Origin of the sequence: Roseomonas sp. BN140053, from assembly GCF_047690175.1 — a bacterium.
Taxonomy (GTDB): Bacteria; Pseudomonadota; Alphaproteobacteria; order Acetobacterales; family Acetobacteraceae; genus Roseomonas.
Window position 1 is genome coordinate 87,048 of the sequence record NZ_JBLLEB010000014.1, and the last position, 18,391, is coordinate 105,438.

Annotated in this window: 18 protein-coding genes; 13 read left to right on the top strand and 5 right to left on the bottom strand. The window is 72.7% G+C overall.

Annotation, left to right across the window (positions count from 1 at the left end; genetic code table 11):
* Positions 1-3 precede the first annotated feature (3 nt).
* Together ACLIBK_RS14555 and ACLIBK_RS14560 are read left to right on the top strand one after the other, a co-directional pair.
* Positions 4-669, top strand: a complete 666-nt coding sequence (locus tag ACLIBK_RS14555) for a chloramphenicol acetyltransferase (RefSeq protein ID WP_415387995.1) — start codon at positions 4-6, stop codon at positions 667-669.
* Between the two features lie 549 nt (positions 670-1,218).
* Positions 1,219-2,196 (top strand): Bug family tripartite tricarboxylate transporter substrate binding protein, encoded by a 978-nt coding sequence (locus tag ACLIBK_RS14560; RefSeq protein ID WP_415387996.1) that lies wholly within the window; start codon positions 1,219-1,221, stop codon positions 2,194-2,196.
* 60 nt (positions 2,197-2,256) lie between these two features.
* Here ACLIBK_RS14560 and ACLIBK_RS14565 read toward each other — a convergent pair whose 3' ends face one another.
* Complete coding sequence (locus ACLIBK_RS14565; RefSeq protein WP_415387997.1) at positions 2,257-3,483, bottom strand: ABC transporter substrate-binding protein; 1,227 nt, start codon at positions 3,481-3,483, stop codon at positions 2,257-2,259.
* A gap of 232 nt (positions 3,484-3,715) precedes the next feature.
* Here ACLIBK_RS14565 and ACLIBK_RS14570 point away from each other — a divergent pair, with 232 nt between their 5' ends.
* From ACLIBK_RS14570 to ACLIBK_RS14585, 4 genes are all read left to right on the top strand, one after another.
* Positions 3,716-4,723, top strand: a complete 1,008-nt coding sequence (locus ACLIBK_RS14570; protein ID WP_415387998.1) for an NAD(P)H-quinone oxidoreductase — start codon at positions 3,716-3,718, stop codon at positions 4,721-4,723.
* Positions 4,724-4,864: 141 nt separating this feature from the next.
* Positions 4,865-5,698, top strand: coding sequence for a DMT family transporter (locus tag ACLIBK_RS14575; protein ID WP_415388030.1), 834 nt, complete (start codon positions 4,865-4,867; stop codon positions 5,696-5,698).
* Positions 5,699-5,708: 10 nt separating this feature from the next.
* Complete coding sequence (locus tag ACLIBK_RS14580) at positions 5,709-6,482, top strand: alpha/beta fold hydrolase (protein WP_415387999.1); 774 nt, start codon at positions 5,709-5,711, stop codon at positions 6,480-6,482.
* 329 nt (positions 6,483-6,811) lie between these two features.
* Positions 6,812-7,669, top strand: a complete 858-nt coding sequence (locus tag ACLIBK_RS14585) for a hypothetical protein (RefSeq protein ID WP_415388000.1) — start codon at positions 6,812-6,814, stop codon at positions 7,667-7,669.
* Positions 7,670-7,856: 187 nt separating this feature from the next.
* Here the strand turns inward: ACLIBK_RS14585 and ACLIBK_RS14590 are convergent, their stop codons facing one another.
* The gene (locus tag ACLIBK_RS14590) at positions 7,857-8,501 is read right to left on the bottom strand and encodes a DNA-3-methyladenine glycosylase family protein (RefSeq protein WP_415388001.1); all 645 of its coding nucleotides are present in this window, start codon (positions 8,499-8,501) and stop codon (positions 7,857-7,859) included.
* A 13-nt stretch (positions 8,502-8,514) separates the two neighbouring features.
* Positions 8,515-9,429 (bottom strand): DMT family transporter, encoded by a 915-nt coding sequence (locus ACLIBK_RS14595; protein ID WP_415388002.1) that lies wholly within the window; start codon positions 9,427-9,429, stop codon positions 8,515-8,517.
* A gap of 119 nt (positions 9,430-9,548) precedes the next feature.
* Here ACLIBK_RS14595 and ACLIBK_RS14600 point away from each other — a divergent pair, with 119 nt between their 5' ends.
* Genes ACLIBK_RS14600 through ACLIBK_RS14610 form a run of 3 tightly spaced genes read left to right on the top strand, consistent with a single transcriptional unit; the run spans position 9,549 to position 11,864 of the window.
* On the top strand, positions 9,549-10,574 hold the full coding sequence (locus tag ACLIBK_RS14600) for a ketopantoate reductase family protein (protein ID WP_415388003.1): 1,026 nt from the start codon (positions 9,549-9,551) through the stop codon (positions 10,572-10,574).
* A complete protein-coding gene (locus tag ACLIBK_RS14605) occupies positions 10,571-11,326 on the top strand; it encodes an SDR family NAD(P)-dependent oxidoreductase (RefSeq protein ID WP_415388004.1) in 756 nt (251 codons plus the stop codon). Before ACLIBK_RS14600 ends, ACLIBK_RS14605 begins: the two co-directional genes overlap by 4 nt.
* Positions 11,327-11,336: 10 nt before the next feature.
* Complete coding sequence (locus ACLIBK_RS14610) at positions 11,337-11,864, top strand: 2'-5' RNA ligase family protein (RefSeq protein ID WP_415388005.1); 528 nt, start codon at positions 11,337-11,339, stop codon at positions 11,862-11,864.
* 67 nt (positions 11,865-11,931) lie between these two features.
* On the opposite strand, the gene ACLIBK_RS14615 is transcribed toward ACLIBK_RS14610, so the two are convergent.
* The gene (locus ACLIBK_RS14615) at positions 11,932-12,261 is read right to left on the bottom strand and encodes a DMT family transporter (RefSeq protein WP_415388006.1); all 330 of its coding nucleotides are present in this window, start codon (positions 12,259-12,261) and stop codon (positions 11,932-11,934) included.
* A 229-nt stretch (positions 12,262-12,490) separates the two neighbouring features.
* Here ACLIBK_RS14615 and ACLIBK_RS14620 point away from each other — a divergent pair, with 229 nt between their 5' ends.
* The 4 genes from ACLIBK_RS14620 to ACLIBK_RS14635 all read left to right on the top strand — a co-directional run bounded on the left by ACLIBK_RS14620 (position 12,491) and on the right by ACLIBK_RS14635 (position 16,920).
* On the top strand, positions 12,491-13,432 hold the full coding sequence (locus ACLIBK_RS14620) for a neutral zinc metallopeptidase (protein WP_415388007.1): 942 nt from the start codon (positions 12,491-12,493) through the stop codon (positions 13,430-13,432).
* Positions 13,433-13,560: 128 nt separating this feature from the next.
* Positions 13,561-15,021, top strand: a complete 1,461-nt coding sequence (locus tag ACLIBK_RS14625) for a M81 family metallopeptidase (RefSeq protein ID WP_415388008.1) — start codon at positions 13,561-13,563, stop codon at positions 15,019-15,021.
* Between the two features lie 196 nt (positions 15,022-15,217).
* The gene (locus ACLIBK_RS14630) at positions 15,218-16,582 is read left to right on the top strand and encodes a PQQ-dependent sugar dehydrogenase (RefSeq protein WP_415388009.1); all 1,365 of its coding nucleotides are present in this window, start codon (positions 15,218-15,220) and stop codon (positions 16,580-16,582) included.
* On the top strand, positions 16,579-16,920 hold the full coding sequence (locus tag ACLIBK_RS14635) for a c-type cytochrome (RefSeq protein WP_415388010.1): 342 nt from the start codon (positions 16,579-16,581) through the stop codon (positions 16,918-16,920). The genes ACLIBK_RS14630 and ACLIBK_RS14635 overlap by 4 nt, the downstream gene beginning before the upstream one ends.
* Before the next feature lie 64 nt (positions 16,921-16,984).
* Here the strand turns inward: ACLIBK_RS14635 and ACLIBK_RS14640 are convergent, their stop codons facing one another.
* The gene (locus ACLIBK_RS14640) at positions 16,985-18,256 is read right to left on the bottom strand and encodes a M20 family metallo-hydrolase (RefSeq protein WP_415388011.1); all 1,272 of its coding nucleotides are present in this window, start codon (positions 18,254-18,256) and stop codon (positions 16,985-16,987) included.
* Between the last annotated feature and the right edge of the window lie 135 nt (positions 18,257-18,391).

An 18,391-nucleotide genomic window follows, 5' to 3' on the forward strand; every position in this document is an offset into this window, starting at 1 on the left:
CCGATGACCGACCTCCTGCCGCCCCGCGCCGATCCGGCCACCGCGAACAAGCAGCTGGGCTTCGAGCCCGCCATCCATCCCACGGCGCAGGTGCGCGACAGCCGGTTCGGCCGCTACTGCGAGGTCGGCCCGCGCACCAAGGTCGCGGAGAGCAGCTTCGGCGACTACAGCTACGTCGGCAACGACAGCGACATCATCTACAGCACGCTCGGCCGCTTCTGCTCGATCGCGGCGCAGGTGCGGATCAACCCCGGCAACCACCCGCTGGAACGGGTGGCGCTGAACCACTTCACCTACCGCTCCTCCGCCTACGGGCTGGGCGACGACGACCTGGGCTTCTTCGACTGGCGGCGCGACCACCACGTCACGCTCGGGCACGATGTCTGGATCGGGCACGGGGTGGTGGTGCTGCCCGGCGTCACGATCGGCAACGGCGCGGCGATCGGCGCCGGCAGCGTGGTCACCAAACCCGTGCCGGACTTCGCCATCGCCGTGGGCGTGCCGGCCCGCGTGCTGCGCTTCCGCTTCGCGCCCGAGCAGATCGCCGCCCTGAACCGCATCGCCTGGTGGAACTGGCCGCACGACCGGCTGCGTGAAGCCCTGCACGACTTCCGCCACCTCGACATCGCTGCCTTCTGCCGCAAGCACGAGCCGGCGCCGGGGTCCTGACCCACCGTCCAGCCGAAGGCGCTCGCCGTCATGGCCGCACCGGGTCGAGGGGGGCGGGCGGGGCGGCGCCTGCCGTGGCGGGCGGGGGCCGCTCGCGCCGACTGGCGGCGGCCCGTTTGGGGCGGCCCGGCGCCGGGCCGGGCCAGGGGGCGGCGGCTTCCCCGGCCGGCTGCACCCAGTAGGTCTGGCCACCGATCACCCGCGGCCGCTGCGCCGAAGGACGGGGAAGCATTCGGTATCGGATCATGGCGGCGCAACCTAGCGGCGAACTGTGCAGCTTCGATGTCAGGGCCGTGTCAGGACGGCGAAGCCGGGGCAGGGCCAAAGCCGGGCGCGGCGGGAATGCGTGCCGTGGGAGCGGGCGCAGCGGAACCAGTGCGGCGGGACGGGGCGGGCGGCATCGAGGTGGGCGGCAACAGGGGGCTGCGATGGCCCGCGCCGGCCGCGGCACGCGTCCGGCACGGGGCACAGCCGCCTTCCGTTGACGCCGGGATAATGGAAGTCCAGTAATTTTCCTTCCCGGAACCGTTCCCGGGCGGAGATCCCTGCATGAACCGTCGCACCCTGCTGGCCACCGCCGCCTCGTCCCTGGTTCTGCCGCGGATCGCACGGGCGCAGGGCGCGCCCTGGCCGACGCAGCCGGTGCGGCTGGTGGTGCCCTTTGCCGCCGGCGGCCCGACCGACATCCCCGCCCGGCTGCTGGCGGACGAACTGAGCAAGGTCCTGCCGCAGCGCGTGATCGTGGAGAACCGCACCGGCGCCGGCGTGGTGGTGGGCTCCGACCTCGTGGCCAAGGCGCCCAAGGACGGTCAGACGCTGCTCTACACCACCATCGCCCATTCCACGCTGCGCGCCATCTTCCCGCGCCTGCCCTTCGATCCGATCGCGGATTTCACCCCCGTGGCGCTGACCGGCGTGATCCCGATGCTGGTGATGGTGAACAAGGACCTGCCGGTGAACTCCCTTCAGGAGTTGATCGCGCTGTTCAAGGCGAATCCGGGCAAGTACGACTACGCCTCCACCGGCAACGGCGCCGCGCTGCACCTGGCCACCGAGTTGTTCCTGCGGCAGGCCGGCGACCTGAAGGTGAACCACGTCCCGTATCGCGGTGAATCCGCGGCCATGCCGGACCTGCTGAACGGCACGGTGGCGATGATGATCTCCATCGCCAACAACGCGCTGCCCTTCGTGACGCGCGGCGAGGTGAAGGGGCTGGCGGTCACCGCCACCCAGCGCCTGCCGCAGTTGCCGGACCTGCCCACCGTGGGGGAAGCCGGGGTGCCGGGCTTCGAGGCCTATACCTGGCACATGGTGTTCGCGCCTTCCGGCACGCCGGAGGCGGTGGTGCGCTCGGTGAACGAGGCGGTGAACCGCGTCATGGCGCAGGACAGCGTGAAGCAGCGCCTGTCCGACCTGGCGATGACCACGCGGTCCGACACCACCCCGGCCACGGCGCAGCAGTGGCTGGACAGCGAGCTGAACAAATGGGAGCCGATCATCCGCGCGGCCGGCATCAAGGCGGAGTGAACCCCGCGGCCCAGCGGCGCGGAGCGCCCCTGCCAGGGGCCACGCGCCAGGGGTGACGCGCTATCGCAGCCGCAGCGGTGCCACCGCGGCGGCGGCGGGAAACACCGTGACCTGTCGGCCGTTCTGCCACTGGCACAGGAAGGGGCGGCCGCGGGTGTTCTGCCCGCGCTCGTCGAAGCGGGCGCCCCAGCCGGTGGCGGTGTCGGCGGGGGCGATGTCCGTGGCCAGGATCGCCGCGCGCAGCCGGTCCTTGTCCGTGCCGCCGGCACGGGTCATGGCATCCAGGAAGATCCCCGCGCCGGCGTAGTTGGCCAGGCTGTGGCCGGAACGCGGCTCGGCGCCGTAGCGGCGCTTGTAGGTGTCCACGAAGGGCCGGGCCCCGGGGGCGGCGGCCTCGTTCACCTCGAACTGGGTGAAGGCGGCGTTCAGCGTGCCCTCGAATTCCGGGCCCACGGCATGGGCGGTGTCGGCCAGGCTGTAGCCGGCGCCGGCGCCCACCACCACCCGCGGCCGCCAGCCGGCCTCGCGAAAGGCGCGGAACAGCAGCACGACCTCGTTGGGATAGCCGGTGTGCAGCACGACCTCCGCGCCCAGGGAGCGCAGGCGCTGCACCAGCGGCGACAGGTCGGAGGAGCGCGGGGCATAGGCGACCTTTTCCACCGCCGGCAGGCCGCGCTCGCGCAACCGGGCGTTCTGCGCCTCCGCCACGCTGGCGCCGAAGGGGGCGTCCTCGTGCAGCAGCACCACGCGCAGGGAGGCCGGCGGCACGCCCCAGCCCGGCGCCAGCACCTCCGGCACGGCATCGGCGGCCAGCCGCCCGATCTCCGCCGCGCGCGGGCAGGAGCGGAAGAACCAGCGATAGCCGCGGGTGGACAGCTCGTCCGCCACCGCGCCCAGCTCCAGGTAGGGCACGCCCCCGGCATCCGCGACCTGCGAGGCAGCGGCCGCCAGCGCGCTGCCAAAGGTGCCGAACACCGCCGAGGCGCGCTCCGCCCCGGTCAGGCGGCGCACCTCCGCCACGGCCTGGGTGGGGTCGGCCGCGTCGCCCTTGAGCAGGCGGATCGGCCGGCCCAGCAGCCCGCCGGCGGCGTTGCGCTCCTCGATGGCCAGTTCCAGGCCGCGGAAGCTCTCGTCGCCCAGCAGGGAGAGCGGGCCGGAAAACGGGAACAGGGCACCCAGGCGCCATTCCGCGCGGCCGTCGCCGCCACCCTGCGCCGCGGCGAGGTCCGGGCACAGGGCGCCCAGGGCGGCGGCGAGGAGGAGCGGACGGCGCGCGACGGGATGCATGGCCGGTTCTCCCCGGCCCGCGCGGGCCTCCATGGCGGGGCGGATGCAAGCGGAAGCGCGGGCCCCGTGCAAGCCTGTCCGCGCGGGGGGGGGCGGGCGCGGCCATGCGCCGGCGGCACGGCGCCGCGGGGTCCCGCCGGCGGGGCGGGCGGCGGTGTGCCAGGGCGGCTCGCCTTGACGCCCCCGGGCGCGCCGCCGACCTTGCCGCCGCTTCGGGGAAAGGGAACCGGCCATGGCGACGCTGCCGCAGGAGATGAGCTACGTGGCGCACGGCGCGGGCGGCGGGCCGGAGGTGCTGGCCCTGGCCCGCGGCCCGGTGCCGGAGCCCAAGGCGGACGAGCTGCTGATCCGCGTCCTGGCTGCCGGGGTGAACCGCCCGGACGTGGCGCAGCGCGGCGGCAGCTACCCGCCGCCCCCCGGCGCCAGCCCGGTGCTGGGGCTGGAAGTGGCGGGTGAGGTGGTGGCCTGCGGCGCCGGCACCGGCCGCTTCCGCGTCGGCGAGCGGGTCTGCGCCCTGGCCAATGGCGGCGGCTACGCGGAATACTGCGTGGCGCCGGAAGCGCAGTGCCTGCCGATCCCCGAAGGGCTGGACACCCTGCGCGCGGCGGCGCTGCCGGAAACCTATTTCACCGTCTGGGCCAACCTGTTCGGCCACGGCCGGCTGCGCGCGGGTGAGACCGTGCTGGTGCATGGCGGCACCTCCGGCATCGGGGTCACGGCGATCCAGCTGGCGGAAGCTTTCGGCGCCACGGTGCTGGCCACCGCTGGGTCGGCCGACAAGGTGGAAGCCTGCCGCCGCTTCGGCGCCAAGGCGGCCTTCAACTACCGCGAGCAGGACTTCGTGGCGGAGGTGAAGAACTTCACCGGCGGGCGCGGGCTGGACGTGGTGCTGGACATGGTCGGCGCGCCCTATTTCGCCCGCAACCTGCAATGCCTGGGCCTGGACGGGCGGCTGGTGATGATCGCCTTCCTGGGCGGCACCACCGCGGAAAAGGTCGACCTGCGCCCGATCATGGTGCGGCGGATCACCGTCACCGGCAGCACCATGCGGCCGCGCACCACCGCGCAGAAGGGCGAGATCGCCCGCGCCCTGGAAGAGCAGGTCTGGCCGTTGCTGAGGCAGGGCCGCTGCCTGCCGCCGGTGCACGCCACCTTCCCGCTGTCCCGCGCGGCCGAGGCGCATGCGCTGATGGAAAGCAGCACGCATATCGGCAAGATCGTGCTGACGGTGGCGGAATGACGCGCACCGCCGCCCGGCCCGGCCCCCTCGGCAGGGTGGCGCCCGCCAGGGTCCGGCCGGGGGCGGGAACCGCGTGCGGGCGGGACGGCCGTTCTGCCGGCTGACGCCCCGGCGCTGCGCTGGGCCGACCTGCGGCTGCTGCTGCTGGCGGTGGTGCTGTTCGGCGGTGTGTGGCCGATCACCAAGGTGGCGCTGGCGGATGCCACGCCGCTGTGGTTCGCCGCCTCGCGCTCCGGCCTCGCGGCAGTGGTGACGGGGCTGCTGGTGGCCTGGCGCGGGCGGCTGCGCTGGCCGGAACGGGGCGACTGGCCGGCGGTGCTGGCGCTGGGCGGGCTGCAGCTGGGCGCCTTCTTCGCGCTGAGCCACCTCGCGCTGTCGCTGGTCACGGCCGGGCGCACGGCGGTGCTGAGCAACCTGACGGTATTCTGGCTGGTGCCGCTATCGGTGCTGATCCTGGGCGAGCGCGTGTCGCGGCAGCGCTGGTTCGCGGCGGGGCTGGGGCTGGCGGGGGCGCTGGCGATGCTGGGCCCCTGGGCAGTGAACTGGCGCGACGGCGCGCAGGTGGCGGGCAACCTGCTGCTGCTGGGCGCGGCACTGTGCTGGAGCCTGGCGATCCTGGCGGTGCGCGCCCGGCCGCCGCGCCGCCCGATGCTGGAACTGATCCCCTTCGCCTTCGGGCTCGGCGGGGTGCTGGTCGCGGCGCTGGCGGCGTGGCGGGAACCGGCGGGCGGCATCGGGCCGGGCGCCTGGGTTTCGGCGGGTTTCGTGGGGCTCTTCGCCGCGCCGATCGGCACCTGGGCGGTGGTGGAGGCCGGACGGCGCCTGCCCAGCGTGGTGGCGGCGGTGGGTTTCCTGCTGGTGCCGGCGGTGGGGCTGGCGGCCTCGGCGCTATGGCTGGGGGAGCCGCTGGGCTGGGACATCGCGGCCGGCGCGGTGCTGATCCTGCTCAGCATGGTGGTGGCCCTGCGGGGATGAGGAGGACGCGATGCGCCTGAACGTGCTGGAGGGCGGCGAAGGGCCGCCGGTGGCGCTGCTGCACGGGTTGTTCGGCCAGGCGCGCAATTTCGGCGCCCTGTCGCGGGCACTGTCGGCGCGGCACCGCGTGCTGGCGATGGACGCGCGCAACCACGGCGACAGCCCGCACGACGCGGGGATGGATTTCGACACCATGGCCGCGGATGCCGCGGAAACGCTGCGGGGCCTGGGCGCCCGGCCGGCGGCGCTGGTGGGGCATTCCATGGGCGGCAAGATCGCGATGCGCTTGGCGCTGACCGATCCGGGGGCGGTGTCGCGGCTGCTGGTGGCCGACATCGCGCCCGTGCCCAACCCGCCCACGATCTTCCGCGACTACATCGACGCCATGCGCGGCGTACCGCTGCGCCCCGGCCTGTCCCGGCGCGAGGCGGACGCCGCCCTGGCCGCCGCGGTGCCCGACCCGATGCTGCGCGGCTTCCTGCTGCAGAGCCTGCGGCTGGACGCCGAACCGCCGCGCTGGCGCATCGGGCTGGAGGAAATCGCTGCCGCCCTGCCCGACATCGAGAACTGGGCGCCGCTGCCGGCCGGCACCCGATACGACGGCCCCGTGCTGGTGGTCCGCGGCGGCCGCAGCGACTACATCCGGCCGGAGCACGAGGCGGCGTTCCGCGCGCTGTTTCCGCAGGCACGCTTCGCCGTGCTGGAAAAGGCGGGGCACTGGGTGCACGTGGAGGACCCGGCGGGGTTCCAGGCACTGGTGCAGGATTTCCTGGACGAGGGCTGACGCCCGCCGGTGGCCCGTCCTGCCCGGAGGAAGGAAGAAGGAATTCTTCCTCCCTCCGGACCTCCCACCATCATCTTCTTTCGGGAGTTGGCGCTGGCCCAACGGGCGCTCGGGTCGCGAATCCGCGCCGCGTGTCCGTGGCGGTCCGACAGCCGCCGCGACGCGGAATCCCGTCGATCATCCGTGGCACTTCCGGCCGGGTGTGTCAGGGAGCCCAGAGGCTGCCACATGCGCCGCCTTGACTAGCAACGCCTTGTTTTAAGACTATCTTCCTAATACTGCACTTGCCGTAGCGCAGTCGCGTAGGGAGGGATAAGACGGGCGGGCCAATGTTCGATGCTGTGTCGCGCGAATTTCAGTTGGGTTGGTTGTGGAGCCTTGCCGACGTGATCAACGGGTCGCTTTCCGGTCTATGCGAGTTGTGTGCGCAGTTGATGCTTGAGAGTGTCGTGCGTGCGCGAGTGGCCCCAATTAGCCTGGACGAACTTGAGGGGGAGATAACGGCGGTAGAGCGAGAGAAGCTGCTTGGCTGGCTGGGTATCGCGGAGAGCATCGGCAGGCCTTTCGAGTGGTCGGCGGTCCCGGCCCGCATCGCCGTTATACGCAAGCGTCTCAATCACCGATTTACACAGCGCGACTTCGCGACTGAGGCGCGCGTGCTTCTGGAAACCATCAAGTCGGAAATGTCGGGGCACCTGATCTATCGCTACCCGAAAGAACAGGGCGCCGTCCTACTCGCGTGGACAGATGAATGGGCGCCCACGGTGCGGGCTTTCCCATCGGCCGAGCATGAGATCAAGGCTGCGGTGGATCTTTGGGCGCTACACCACCCGACTGCGGCGGTGTTCCACCTAATGCGGGTTCTTGAACACGGCATTAGGACCGTTGCAGATGATCTTGGCCTGACCTTCGAATTTCAGCAGTGGTATAACATCATCAACGAGATCGAGAGCGCCATAAAGAAGGAGGCGGCTACCCTGCCCAAGGGGGCGCTGAAGAACGAGCGTCTAGAGTTCCTTGCACAAGCAGCCAAGGAGTTCGCCTACTTCAAGGATGGCTGGCGGAACCACGTCTCCCACAACCGCGCGCAATACGACGCCTATCAGGCACGCAGCGTCCTCGAGCACGTCCGCACATTTATGAACCACCTTTCTTCCCGCTTATCGGAGGCACCGACCCTTCCGTAGGAGACGCAGTCACTCTGCGGAAGGCTTGCTCAAACGCTTCTTCGGTTTGGTCAACACCAACTAGCCGAGCAGCCTCTATGAAACGCTCGGCTTGGGCCTTCTCAGCTTCAGACCGTATCGCCTTGGGTTTACGAGCGGAAGTAAGGAAGTAAGGCGAACCGTCACTACAGACCTGCCGCCGCCCGGCTCAAATCGCCTGCGGCGCCCGGAACTTCCCTTCCTTGGACAGGTCGGCGGCGCGCCACAGGTACCACGCCGCCGCCGAGCGGAACGGTGCCCAGGCTTCCCCGATCGCGGCCAGTTCCCTGGGCTTCGGCTGGGCCGGCAGCCCCGCGGCGAGGCGATAGCCTTCGCGCACGCCGAAATCATCCACCGGCAGGATGTCGGGGCGGCCGAGGGTGAAGATCAGCAGCATCTCCACCGTCCAGCGCCCGACGCCGCGCAGCGCCACCAGCCGCTCGATCAGCGCCGTGTCCGTCATGCGCGCGGCGGCGCGGCGCGTCGGCACCCAGCCGGCGGCCGCCTTGTGCGCGATATCCAGGATCGCCGCCTGCTTGGCGCCCGAGAAGCCGCAGGCACGGAGCGCGCCCTCCGGCAGGGCCAGCACCGCCTCGGGTGGCGGGAAGGGGTGGTGCGGGGTCTGGGCGATCAGCCGGTTCAGCATGGCCTCCGCGGCGCGGCCATGCACCTGCTGGTGGCCGATGGCGCGGATCAGCGCCTCGTAGGGCTCGCGGCCGGGGGCGGGCTTCAGGCGGCAGGGGCCGACCTGCCTGACCACCGGGCCCAGCACGGGATCGGCCGCGAGGTGGCGGCGGGCGTCGCGGTTGCTCATTTCGGGTGGACCGTTATCCGCGCCGCCGCAACTCGGCCACCGTGACCAGCAAGGCGCTGCACAGGATCACCGCGGAGCCGGCCCAGCCCCAGGCGTCCGGCACCTCGCCGAACAGCCACCAGCCCGCCAGCGCCAGCACGGGCAGGCGCAGGTACTGGAAGGGCGCCACCGCGCTGGCCTCGCCGTAGCGGTAGGACTCCGTCAGCAGCCAGAGCAGGCTGGGCGTCAGCACGGTGAAGGCCAGCAGAACCCCCCAATCTCCCAGGGCCAGCGGCTCCCAGCTCCAGATCGCGAAGGGCAGGGAGCCCAGCGTGGTGACCAGCCCGACCCAGGCCACGATGGTCACGGTGGGTTCCGTGCGCGTCAGCGTGCGCGAGGACAGGCTGATGCTGCACCAGGTCAGTGCCCCCAGCAGCGCCACCGCGGCGCCCAGCGGCGGGATGCCGCTCTCCGCCCCTTCCCAGGGCCGCAGCATGACCGCCACCCCGACCAGCCCCGCGACCACCCCGGCCCAGCGCGCGGCGCCCACCTTCTCGCCCAGCAGCGGACCGGCGAGGCTGGTGGAGAAGAGCACGTTGGTGAAGGACAGCACCGTCGCCGTGGCGAGGTCGAGCAGCCCCATGCTGATGTAGTACAGGCCCCAGGTGCACATGGAGGAGATGCCGCGGAACAGGTGCAGCAACGGCCGCCGCGTGCGGAACACCGCCGGCCCCGCCGCGATCAACGCCGGCACCACCCAGACCAGCTGCCCCGTGGCACGCGCCAGCACCTGCGTGGCGGTGGGAATGCCGCGCGCGTTCATCCAGCGCACGAACAGCGCTTCCATCGCGAAGGCCAGGGCGCCGGCGCACATCAGCAGCGCGCCGCGCAGGTTGCCGCGCCGCCGCGCCGCCTCCGGCTCGGTGGGCGCCGTGCCCGCGGCGCGCATTGACGTCATTCCCCGGCTGGCCCCAGCGTTGCATCGGCCGGCAGCATCGGTGGCCCGGGCCGCCACGGCAAGCGCCGCGGTCGCCACGGCACTTGCCGTGGCTGGGAATGGAAGGGAGCATGATGGCGGACAGCGAGCCGATCCTGATCTGGGGCGCGGGGGCGATCGGCGGCACGGTGGGCGCCGCGCTGCGGCGCGCCGGCCATCCCGTGCATTTCGTGGACATCGAGGCCGCGCACGTCGCCGCCATTGCCGACCCGGCGCGTGGCTTGCGCATCGAGGGGCCGATCGAGAACTTCACCGTGCACGCGCCGGCCGACACGCCGGACACGCTGCGCGGCCGCTTCCGCCGGGTCTTCCTGTGCGTCAAGGGCCACCACACGGAAGCCGCAGCCCGCGCGCTGCTGCCGCATCTGGCCGAGGACGGCTTCGTGCTGTCGCTGCAGAACGGGCTGTGCGAGACCATCCTGGAAGGCGTGGTGGGCCGCGCGCGCACGGTGGGCGCCTTCGTGAACTTCTCCGCCGACTGGATCGAGCCGGGGCTGATCCTCTATGGCGGCCGCGGCGCCATGGTGCTGGGCGAGCTGGACGGCGCGGTCACGCCGCGGTTGCGCGAACTGCACGCGATCCTCAGCGAGTTCGAGCCGGGGGCGATCACCACACCGGAAATCTGGGGCTACCTGTGGGGCAAGCTGGGCTACGGCGCGATGCTGTTTGCCCAGGCGCTGGGCGAGGCCGGCATCGCCGACTGCCTGGCGCGGCCGGAACTGCTGCCGCTGTGGCGCCGCCTGGGCGGCGAGGCCGTGGCGGTGGCGCAGGCCCAGGGCGTGCGGCCGATGGGCTTCAACGGCTTCGACCCGGCGGCTTTCGCCCCCGGCGCCTCGGAGGAAGCAGCGCGAAACAGCGTGGCGGCGATGGTGGCGTTCAACCGTCCCAACGCCAAGACGCATTCGGGCGTGTGGCGCGACCTCTGGGTGCGGCACCGCCGCACGGAGGTGGACGTGCAGATCGCCCCCATCGCGAGCTTCGGCGCGCAGCACGGCATTGCCTGCCCGGCGGTGACGGCCCTGGTGGCCATGGTGCATGAATGCGAGGACGGGCGCCGCCCGATGTCGGACAACAACCTGCTGGAGCTTTCCCGATGAATCTGCGCTTCGATGGCGTCACGGTGGCGGTGACCGGCGCGGGGCACGGCTTCGGCCGCTGGATCGCCCGCGCCTTCGACGAACTGGGCGCGCGCGTCTTCGGCTGCGACCTGTCGGCGGCGGAACTGGCGGAAACGGCCGAGGGAACCGGCATCACGGCCGAAGCCTTCGACCTTTGCGCCCCCGGTGCGGCGCGCGGCTGGATCGGCCGCGTGGAGGCCGCGAGCGGCGGGCCGATCGGCGTGCTGGTGTGCAATGCCGGCGGCGTGCGCGGCCAGGTGATGCGCCCGGTGGAGGACGTGCCGGAGGAAGACTGGCACGCGCTGTTCGACATCAACCTGCACGCCGCCTTCAACCTGTGCGTGGCGGCGGCGCCGGGGATGAAGCGGGCGGGGCGCGGGCGCATCGTCACGGTCAGCAGCGGCGCCGGGCTGCAACGATCCCTCACGGGGATCCAGGCCTATTGCGCCTCCAAGCACGGGCTGGTCGGGCTGACGCGGCAGCTGGCGCACGAGCTGGGACCCTACGGCATCACGGTGAACTCCGTGGCGCCGGGCTTCGCGCCCACCAACCCGTCCTCGATCGCGCAGCTGGAATCCTACGGCGAGGACGGCAAGGCGCGGCTGGTGGAAGGCATCGCGCTGCGCCGCCTCGGCACGGCGGAGGATATCGGCAAGGCCGTGCTGTTCTTCGCAGGTCCCCTGGCGGACTGGATCAGCGGCGAGGTGCTGAACGTGAACGGCGGCAAGTGAGCGCCGACCCATGGACGAGGGCCGAGGCCCGGCGCCGCTGATCCTGACGCTGCGAATGGACACCAACAGCTTCGCGCGGCTGGATGCGCTCCGGCGGGCGCATTTCCCGCCGGAGCGCAACCATCTTTCCGCCCACCTGACGCTGTTTCACGCCCTGCCCGGCGATGCGGAAGCGGAGGTGGCGGCCAACCTCGGCACGCTCTGCGCCGGCACCGCGCCGATGCCGCTGCGGGTGGCCGGGTTGCGCTCGCTGGGGCGCGGCGTGGCCTTCGTGGTGGAGGGCGCGGCGCTGCCCAAGCTGCGCGGGATGCTGGCCGATGCCTGGCACGGCTGGCTGACCCCGCAGGACCGCCAGGGCTTCCGGCCGCACGTCACGGTGCAGAACAAGGTCGACCCGGCCGAGGCGCGCGCCCTGCTGGCGGCGCTGGAGAGCGGCTTCACGCCCTGGGAGATGCGCGGCGAGGGGCTGCTGCTGTGGCGCTACCGCGGCGGGCCGTGGGAAGCGGCGGGGGAGTTTCCGTTCCTGGGAAAGGGCTGACCGGGCCACAGGCTGGCGCCGGAGGGCTTCGCGCGACGGATGGCGCCGCGGGGCGCGCCGGGCGGGGTCAGCCGCCGGTGCTGCGGGAAAACAGGTTCATGACGGCCACCCCCGCTACGATCAGCGCCATGCCCAGCACCGCCGGCCCATCCAGCCGCTGTTCGAACCAGAACAGCCCGATCAGCGACACCAGCACGATGCCCACCCCACTCCAGATCGCGTAGGCCACGCCCACCGGCATGCTGCGCAGGCAGAGCGACAGGAAAAAGAAGGCCACCGCGTAGCCGGCCACGGTGACGGCCGCGGGCAGGGGGCGGGAAAACCCGTCCGACAGCTTCAGGGCTGTGGTGGCGGCGACCTCCGCCAGGATGGCGATGAGCAGGAACAGGTTGGGCATGCGACGAGGTTAGCGCCGCCTCCCGGGAGCGGCGATCCTTGCGGACCCCTGCCCCGGGGCCGCGCGACCCCGGAGGCGATCATGCGGTCCGGCAGAGGTCCGCAAGGCTTCGGCAGCGGTCCTCGTGCCCACGGCCGCGATCCTCGCGGCAGCGCGAATGGGGGCGGGCGGCCGGCGGCAACCCCCCAGGGTGTCGGCACGTTGCCGGATCGCGTTGGGGAGATGGTGGATGCGCCTGGACGGGCCCGAAAGTCAGAACGTCGAGGATCGCCGCGGCCAGGGCGGCGGCTTCGGGGGCGGCTTCGGCGGCGGGGGCGGCGGCTTCCGCGTGCCCGGTGGCGGGCTCGGCATCGGCGGCGTGGTGATCGTGCTGCTCGGCCTGTTCTTCGGCGTGGACCTCACCGGGCTGGTGGGCGGCGGCGATGATCCCGGCGTGCAGCCGGCGCCGCGGGAACGGCGGGTCGACCCCGGCGTGCCGCGCAGCCAGGCGCCGGGACAGGATGCCGGGCAGAACGCCGGGCAGGAGGATGCCGGGCGCCGCTTCGTGGGCCAGGTGCTGGGCGAAACCGAGCAGGTCTGGCGCGAACAGTTTTCCCGTGCCGGCCGCACCTACCACGAGCCGACGCTGGTGCTGTTTTCCGGCGCCACGCGCTCGGGCTGCGGTGCGGCGCAGGCGCAGACCGGCCCCTTCTACTGCCCCAACGACCAGCGCGTTTACATCGACCTGGACTTCATGGCGCAGCTGCAGCGCCGGCTGGGCGCGCAGGGCGACTTCGCCGCGGCCTACATCATCGCGCACGAGGTCGGGCACCACGTGCAGAACGAGCTCGGCATCCTGCAGCGTGCCAACCAGATCCAGCAGCGCTACGGCGACGGCGTGGAAGCCAACCAGGTGCAGGTACGGATCGAGTTGCAGGCGGACTGCTTCGCCGGCGTCTGGGCCAACCAGGCCGACCGCGCCCGTCGCATCCTGGAGGAGGGCGACCTGGAGGAAGGGCTGAACGCCGCCGCCGCCGTGGGCGACGACCGCCTGCAGCGGCAGTCGCGCGGCACGGTGCAGCCGGAAAGCTTCACCCACGGCTCCTCAGCCCAGCGGGCACGCTGGTTCCGCCGCGGCTTCCAGGGCGGCACGGTGCAGAGCTGCGACACCTTCGGGGTGCAGCAGCCCTGAGCCACGCGAAGCACCGGGGCGCGCCGTAGCCCGGCCCCATCCACCCGCGCGACGCGGGACGACGCACCCTGGCCGCAAGGATTGCCGGCCCTGGTGCCCTCGACTTCCCCACCCTAGGGCCCGGAACCATGCCCCGCGTCGCCGTTGTTCGCTTCTGGTACGAGACCAACAGCTTCGCGGCCGGTCCGGTCGGGCTGGACGCGTTCCGGGCGCGCGAATGGTGCGAAGGGCGCGACGCGCTGGCGCGGGCCGCCGGGCGTGCCACGGAGCTCGGCGGGCTGGTGCAGTTCCTGCGCTACCGGCCGGACTGGCAGGCAGGGGTGCTGCGCTGCGCCTCGGCCCTGGCTGGCGGGCCGCTGGGGGACGAGGTGCTGCACGCCTGGTTCGCCGACGTGCTACCGGGGCTGCGCAGCGGCGGCTGGGACGGCGTCTACGCGGCGCTGCACGGCGCCTGCACCAGTGTGTCCGACCCGGCGGTGGAGCTGACCATCCTGCGCGAGCTGCGCGAGGCGGTGGGGCCCGACGTGCCGATCGTGGCGAGCTTCGACCTGCACGCCAACCTCGGCGAGGATGCGATGGCGCTGCTGGACGGGGCCAGCGCCTGCCGCGCCTACCTGCACACCGACCTCGCGGAAACCGCGCACCGCGCCCTGCAGATGCTGGAACGGCGGCTGATGGGCATGCCGCGGCCGCACGGGGTGCTGACCAAGCTGCCCTTCCTGCTGCGCAGCCTGCACATGCAGAGCGATTCCGGCCCCATGGCGGAAGTCTGGGCCGAGGCGCGGACGCTGCGCCGGGACGGGCTGCTGGACGCTTCCGTGCTGGGGGGCTTTCCCTGGTGCGACAGCCCGCATGCCGGGCCGGGCGCCATGGTCTGGGCGGAACGGCGGGCGCTGGCGGAGGAATGGGCCGACCACCTCGCCGGCCTGATCGCCGATCGCCGCACCCGCTTCACCGAGCGGCTGCCCGGCCCGCAGGAGGCGCTGCGGCAGGCGCTGGCCGGGCCACCCGGATTGGTGGCGGTGTTGGAGCCCTCGGACAATCCCGGCTCTGGCGGCGGCGCGGACACGCCCGGGCTGCTGCGGGCCCTGGCCGAGGTGCAGCCGGAGGTTCCCAGCCTCTTCGCCTTCCTGCATGACCCGAACGCGGTGGCGGCGGCGCAGGCGGCGGGGGTAGGCGGGGTGGTGGAGCGCGGCTTCGGCGCCCGGCTCTCACCCGCCTACGGCCCCCCCGTGCCGCTGTGCGCGACCGTGGAGCGGCTGACCGACGGGCGCTTCACCAACACCGGCTCCTTCGAGCGGGGCGCCACGGTGGAGCTGGGCAACACCGCCCTGCTGCGGGCGGGGCAACTGCGCGTCGTGGTCACGAGCCGCCGGGCGGCCACGCTGGACCCGGCCTTCCTGGAACTGCACGGGATTGCGCCGGGCGAGCTGCGGCTGCTGGCGGTGAAGGGCAAGGGGCAGTTCCGCAACAACTTCGCGGCGCTCTGCTCGGCCATGGTGGCCTGCGACACGCCGGGCCCCGCCACGCTGGACCTGCGCGCGCTGCCCTTCCGCCACGTCCCGGAATCCTGGTGCGAGGACGGCTGAGCCGCCGGCCCGGACGCCGTCGCCGCCCTCCACGGGGGAAGTCCGCTGCGCCCCGCGGGTGCGCTTCGCCGCTGCCCAGGGGAGCGCTTCGCCGCACCCCGCGAATGCACGCGATGCTTGCGGCGGCCGGGCAGCCGAGCGCAGGCTTCGCGGCAAGCCGCCCGCTGCTGAAAGGGCGGCGGGGAGGAACGGGCGGATGAGAACCTCGAAGTTCCGTGGAACCGGCCTGCGGGCCGCGGCCGCTCTGCTGGCGGCCGGCCTGGGCGCGGCGCTGCCGGGCAGCGTGCCGGGGGCGCTGGCCCAGGGAACGCCAGCACAGGGAACGCCGGCCCAGGGAACGCCGGGCGCGGCACCGGCGGCCGGAAACGGCGCCAACCTGGAGCGGCTGCAGGGCTTCCGCACCACCGGCACCTCCGCCGAGATCGAGACCGTGCCGCAGGACGGCCGCCGCGCCGACCAGCTGCGCCGCAACCTCCGCCGCATCCGCCTGCCGGAGGGTTTCCGCATCGAGCTCTACGCCGTGGTGCCGGATGCGCGGCACATGGCGGTGGGACCGTCCTCGGGCGTGGTGTTCGTGGGCACCCGCAAGCAGCGCGTCTGGGCCGTCACCGACCGCGACCGCGACCGCGTGGCCGACGAGGTGAAGGTCTTCGCGCCCTCCGTGCCGTTCTCCATCCCCAACGGCGTCTGCTTCTCGGCCGACGGCGTGCTCTACGTCGCCGAGCGCAACCGCGTGCTGGCCTTCCCGGCCGCCGAGTTCTTCTACGAGGGGCCGGACGTGGCCGCCGAAACGGTGGTGGCGCAGGGCCAGCTGATCCCGCCGTCGGAGGAAAGCTTCAACCATTCCGCGCGGGTCTGCCGCATCGGGCCGGACAACAAGCTCTACGTCGCGCTGGGCCAGCCCTTCAACGTGCCGCCCCCGGCCAAGCGGGAGCTCTTCGACCGGCACGGCATCGGCGGCATCGTGCGCATGAACCGCGACGGCTCGGAGCGCGAGGTCTACGCCCGCGGCATCCGCAACTCCGTGGGTATGGATTTCCGCCCCGGCACGGGCGAGTTGTGGTTCACCGACAACCAGGTGGACGGCATGGGGGACGACCGCCCGCCGGGCGAGATCAACCGCGCCACCCGCGCCGGGCAGAATTTCGGCTTCCCCTGGTACGGCGGCGGCACCGTGCGCACGGCCGAATACGCCCGCGAAACGCCGCCCGCCGACGCCGTGCCGCCGGTGGCGGAAATGGCGCCGCATGCCGCCGACCTCGGCATGGTGTTCTACACCGGCCGCATGTTTCCCGAAGCCTATCGCGGCGCCATCTTCGACGCGCAGCACGGGTCCTGGAACCGCACCCGTGCGGTGGGCGCGCGGGTGATGGTCAGCTTCCTGAACCCCGACGGTTCCCTGCGCGAGAGCCGGCCCTTCGCGGAAGGCTGGCTGGACGAGGAGAACAACGAGTACATGGGCCGCATCGCGGACGTGGCCATGCTGGCCGATGGGTCGCTGCTGGTGTCCGACGACAGCGCCGGCGCGATCTACCGCATCTCCTACGGGGAGCGGAATTGAGGCAGGCCGGCGCGCTGCTGCTGCTGGGGCTGCTCGGCGCCGCCCCGGCGGCCCGCGCGCAGGACCCGGCGGGCGATCCGCGCGCCGGGCGGCGCCTGGCGGGCGGCACCTGCGCCGCCTGCCACGGCAATGACGGCATCGCCGTGCAGCCGGACGCCCCCAGCCTGGCCGGGCAGAACCGCAGCTACCTGGCCGCGCAGCTGCGTGCCTATCGCGACGGCACGCGCCGGCACGAGCAGATGAGCGTGGTGGCGGAAACGCTGGACGAGGCGCAGATTCGCGACCTCGCCGCCTGGTACAATTCCATCGAGGTGGAAGCGACGGTGCCGGGACGCTGAAAAGAAGCGGCGCCCGCTTCGCGCCGCGCGGACCCGCGCTGCGGGCCCCCGCGGCGCGGCGTGTTCAGCGGTTGGCCAGTTCCGCCAGGGCGGCGGCCAGCACGCGGGCGCCGGCGGCCAGCTGCTCGGGCGAGGAATATTCCGCCGGGTTGTGGCTGATCCCCTTGCGGCAGGGCACGAAGAGCATGCCCGTCGGGCAGATCGGCACCATGAACTGCGCGTCGTGGAAGGCCCCCGAGGGCAGGCGCAGGGTCTTCAGCCCCTGAGCCGTGGCGGCATCCTCCACCGCGTTCTGCACCACTGCATCGAACTCCACCGGCAGGGCGTGGAAGCGCTCGGTGACCGTGACTTCGCAGTGCTTCACCGCGCCGCGCACAGTGTTCTCCACCGCGTCGCCGTTCATCAGCAGCACGTCCTTGTCGGGGTGCCGGAAGTCGATGGTGAAGCGCACGAGGTCGGCCACCGAGTTAGAGGTGTTGGGGCTCACCTCGATGCGGCCGACGGTGAAGCGCAGCACGTCCTGCGGGTCGGTCATCAGCGCGTTCAGCGCCGTGATCGCGCGGATCATGTCCTGCACGGCGTCCTTGCGCAGTCCCAGCGGCGCGGTGCCGGCATGCGCCGTCTCGCCCCGCAGCTCCACCACGAACCAGCGCGAGCCCTGGATGCCCGTGACCACGCCGATATCCATCTCCTCGGCTTCCAGCCGCGGGCCCTGCTCGATATGGGCTTCCAGGTAGAAGGCGGGCTTGGGGCCGCCGGCGGCGGGGCCGAGGGTGCGACGGGGCAGGTCGGCCTCGGCCTGCTGGTGCTCGAGGAGTGCCTGCTTGAAGGTCACGCCCTGCGGGTCGGTCACGGCGTCCCAGGTGTTGGCCGGCTTGTCGCCGGACCAGGCCATGGAGCCCATGCAGCCCGGGGCGAAGCGGCCGCCCTCCTCGTTGGTCCAGGCGACGATCTCGATCGGGCGCTGGATGGGTGTGCCGCTCTCGCGGATCGCCTGCACCGCCTCCAGACCTGCGATCACCCCCCAGATGCCGTCGAAGCGGCCGCCATTGGGCTGGGTGTCCATGTGGCTGCCGGTCAGCACCGGCGCGGCCTCGGGGTCGCTGCCCTCATGGCGCAGGAACAGGTTGCCGATCGGGTCCACCGAGACGCTCAGCCCGATCGCCTGGGCCCAGCCGATCAGCAGCCGGCGCGCTTCGCGGTCCAGCGGCGTCAGGCAGGCGCGGTTGACGCCCTCGCCGGGAATGGCGCCGATCTCGGCCATCTGCATCAGCCGGTCCCATTGCCGGTCCTGGCTCACGGCTGCGCCGGGGGTAGGGGCCACGCTGTTGCTCATGCCGCTTCTCGTCTCCGCTCGGTGGGTTGGGTGTTTGCGACGGTTCGGGCGCGGGACGCAACGGCCGCGCGGCCTCGCAGCCTTGCCCGCGGCGGCCGACCGGGGCAAACCGCCGCCCCGCCCTTTCCCCGGACG

Bases quoted from the DNA above. Each gene is read 5' to 3' on its own strand.
- ACLIBK_RS14610 (WP_415388005.1), top strand. From the start codon at position 11,337: ATGGACGAGGGCCGAGGCCCGGCGCCGCTGATCCTGACGCTGCGAATG.
- ACLIBK_RS14585 (WP_415388000.1), top strand. From the start codon at position 6,812: ATGTTCGATGCTGTGTCGCGCGAATTTCAGTTGGGTTGGTTGTGGAGC.
- ACLIBK_RS14630 (WP_415388009.1), top strand. From the start codon at position 15,218: ATGAGAACCTCGAAGTTCCGTGGAACCGGCCTGCGGGCCGCGGCCGCT.
- ACLIBK_RS14625 (WP_415388008.1), top strand. From the start codon at position 13,561: ATGCCCCGCGTCGCCGTTGTTCGCTTCTGGTACGAGACCAACAGCTTC.
- ACLIBK_RS14595 (WP_415388002.1), bottom strand. From the start codon at position 9,429: ATGCGCGCCGCGGGCACGGCGCCCACCGAGCCGGAGGCGGCGCGGCGG.
- ACLIBK_RS14560 (WP_415387996.1), top strand. From the start codon at position 1,219: ATGAACCGTCGCACCCTGCTGGCCACCGCCGCCTCGTCCCTGGTTCTG.
- ACLIBK_RS14590 (WP_415388001.1), bottom strand. From the start codon at position 8,501: ATGAGCAACCGCGACGCCCGCCGCCACCTCGCGGCCGATCCCGTGCTG.
- ACLIBK_RS14605 (WP_415388004.1), top strand. From the start codon at position 10,571: ATGAATCTGCGCTTCGATGGCGTCACGGTGGCGGTGACCGGCGCGGGG.
- ACLIBK_RS14620 (WP_415388007.1), top strand. From the start codon at position 12,491: ATGCGCCTGGACGGGCCCGAAAGTCAGAACGTCGAGGATCGCCGCGGC.
- ACLIBK_RS14565 (WP_415387997.1), bottom strand. From the start codon at position 3,483: ATGCATCCCGTCGCGCGCCGTCCGCTCCTCCTCGCCGCCGCCCTGGGC.
- ACLIBK_RS14600 (WP_415388003.1), top strand. From the start codon at position 9,549: ATGATGGCGGACAGCGAGCCGATCCTGATCTGGGGCGCGGGGGCGATC.
- ACLIBK_RS14570 (WP_415387998.1), top strand. From the start codon at position 3,716: ATGGCGACGCTGCCGCAGGAGATGAGCTACGTGGCGCACGGCGCGGGC.
- ACLIBK_RS14555 (WP_415387995.1), top strand. From the start codon at position 4: ATGACCGACCTCCTGCCGCCCCGCGCCGATCCGGCCACCGCGAACAAG.
- ACLIBK_RS14580 (WP_415387999.1), top strand. From the start codon at position 5,709: ATGCGCCTGAACGTGCTGGAGGGCGGCGAAGGGCCGCCGGTGGCGCTG.
- ACLIBK_RS14615 (WP_415388006.1), bottom strand. From the start codon at position 12,261: ATGCCCAACCTGTTCCTGCTCATCGCCATCCTGGCGGAGGTCGCCGCC.
- ACLIBK_RS14640 (WP_415388011.1), bottom strand. From the start codon at position 18,256: ATGAGCAACAGCGTGGCCCCTACCCCCGGCGCAGCCGTGAGCCAGGAC.